The following is a 1,862-nucleotide window of genomic DNA, read 5'->3' as shown; positions in this document are numbered from 1 at the left end:
AATCGGGATAGGAGCCGATCATCGCTGATCGGGCCCCTCCCACACCACCCGGCATGCGGGTCCGCACCGGGCGGTTCGAGAAGTTGAGGTCAGGAGAATCGCGGGACTCCCAGACAGTCGAAGAAGATGATGGGCAGCACGCGGTTCAGGCCCATGGCGCTGTTGCGCCACCAGCTTCTTGCGTTGCAGGCAATGCGCGCGGCCAGATCCGGCGTCGCGCCCAGCTTGCGCAGCTCGCGGAACATCGTCGTGCCGCGCCGCCATTGCTTGAGCTGGATCGCCCGCAACCGGTGTCGCAACCATTCGTCCAGCTCGCGCATGACCTTCGGGGTCTGCGCCAGCCGGAAGTACGCCTTCCAGCCCGGCACGTAGCTCCGCAGATCCTCGGCGATCTGTTCGAGGCTGCGCCCTCGAGTGCGTCGCGTGAGCTGCCGGATGCGCTCGCGCATCTTGTGCATGGCCTGCTGGGCCACGGCTCGCTTGACTTCCCCTGTCGGGGCGGCCCACAAGCAATACCCCAGGAACTTGCGTCCCCAGACCGATGCCACCGCTGTCTTCGACTCGTTGACCGGCAGCGCCAGCTTCGCGTAGCAGCCGCGCAGCGCCCGCAGCACCCGCTCGCCTGCCTGGCGGCTCCTGACGTAGACGTTGCAGTCGTCCGCGTAGCGCACGAACTTGTGTCCGCGACGCTCCAGCTCCCGATCCACCTCGTCGAGCAGCACGTTGGCCAGCAATGGGCTCAGTGGCCCGCCTTGCGGCGTACCTTCGAACCTCTCGCTGTGCACCCCGTGCGCCAGGATGCCCGCTTGCAGGTAGCGGCGAATGAGCCGCAGCACCCGCTTGTCCGCGATCCGCTTGGCCAGCCGGTCCATCAGGATGTCGTGGTTGACGCGGTCGAAGAATTTCTCCAGGTCCACGTCCACCACGATCCTGTGGCCGGCCTGCACATACTGCTGCGCTTCCATCACCGCTCCATGCGCGCTGCGCCCCGGTCGGAAGCCGTGGTTGTGCTCGCTGAAGGTCGGGTCGATGAGCGGCGTCAGCACCTGCAACATCGCCTGCTGGATCAACCTGTCCACCACGGTCGGTATCCCCAGCTCGCGCACGCCGCCACCCGGCTTGGGGATGCCCACGCGGCGCACCGGATCAGGCCGGTAGCTGCCGTCGAGCAATCTCTCGCGGATGTCGGGCCACGCGCTCTTGAGATAGTCGCCCGTGTCTTGCACCGTGCGTCCATCGACGCCGGCACTTCCCTTGTTGGCCTTGACGCGTTTCCACGCCACCGCCATGTTCTCTCTGGCCAGCGCCCGCCCGAGCAGGTCACTGGCCCCGCAGTCCGTTTGTGCATGCCGCGCCAGCGTTGCTTCATCGCTCACGGCTTCGGGCACGGCTTCACCGCGCCCCGTCCCCGTGCGCCCCGGTTTGCCGGGCTTCTGATGCATTGCACCGCCAAGCGACATGTCTCGTGACTGTCCTTCTCGTTCAGCCCTTCGCCATGGTGTTCGGCCTCGGCGGCCTGCCATTGGCTACTACGGCCTCTGCTGACTTCTCGCTCCGGCTCAGCACCGTCGCCCTTTCAGGCATGAGGCGAGATCTCCCCAGGTAAGAACGCGATCCTTCACCGCACAACCGCCGCATTTACGTCGCCTGGCCCTTGGCCACGAGAGCTTTGCAGTCACTTGCCTGCTCGCCCTGGCCGGCGCCGCCTCGGATGCGGTTCGTGTACCTCGGCTCACGGTTTACGCTCCACGCTTCCTCTCCACGCTCGGTCGCCCTCACGCAGTTGCGCTTCACTTGCCTCGCTGTGGCCAGCTCGGCGGAGGACTTGCACCTCCAAGATCGCGCCCATGCTGGGCGCACAA

Annotated in this window: 1 protein-coding gene; it reads right to left on the bottom strand. The window is 66.4% G+C overall.

Annotation, left to right across the window (positions count from 1 at the left end; all coding sequences use genetic code 11):
- Nucleotides 1–89 precede the first annotated feature (89 nt).
- Nucleotides 90–1,460: a group II intron reverse transcriptase/maturase gene (gene ltrA / locus AC1DTW_RS28070; RefSeq protein WP_477985317.1), complete on the bottom strand. Its 1,371-nt coding sequence runs from the start codon at nucleotides 1,458–1,460 to the stop codon at nucleotides 90–92.
- Between the last annotated feature and the right edge of the window lie 402 nt (nucleotides 1,461–1,862).

This window comes from Rhizobacter sp. P5_A1 (assembly GCF_056400745.1).
Note: the sequence above shows the minus strand (reverse complement) of the source record. Positions and strands in the feature narration are given on the sequence as shown.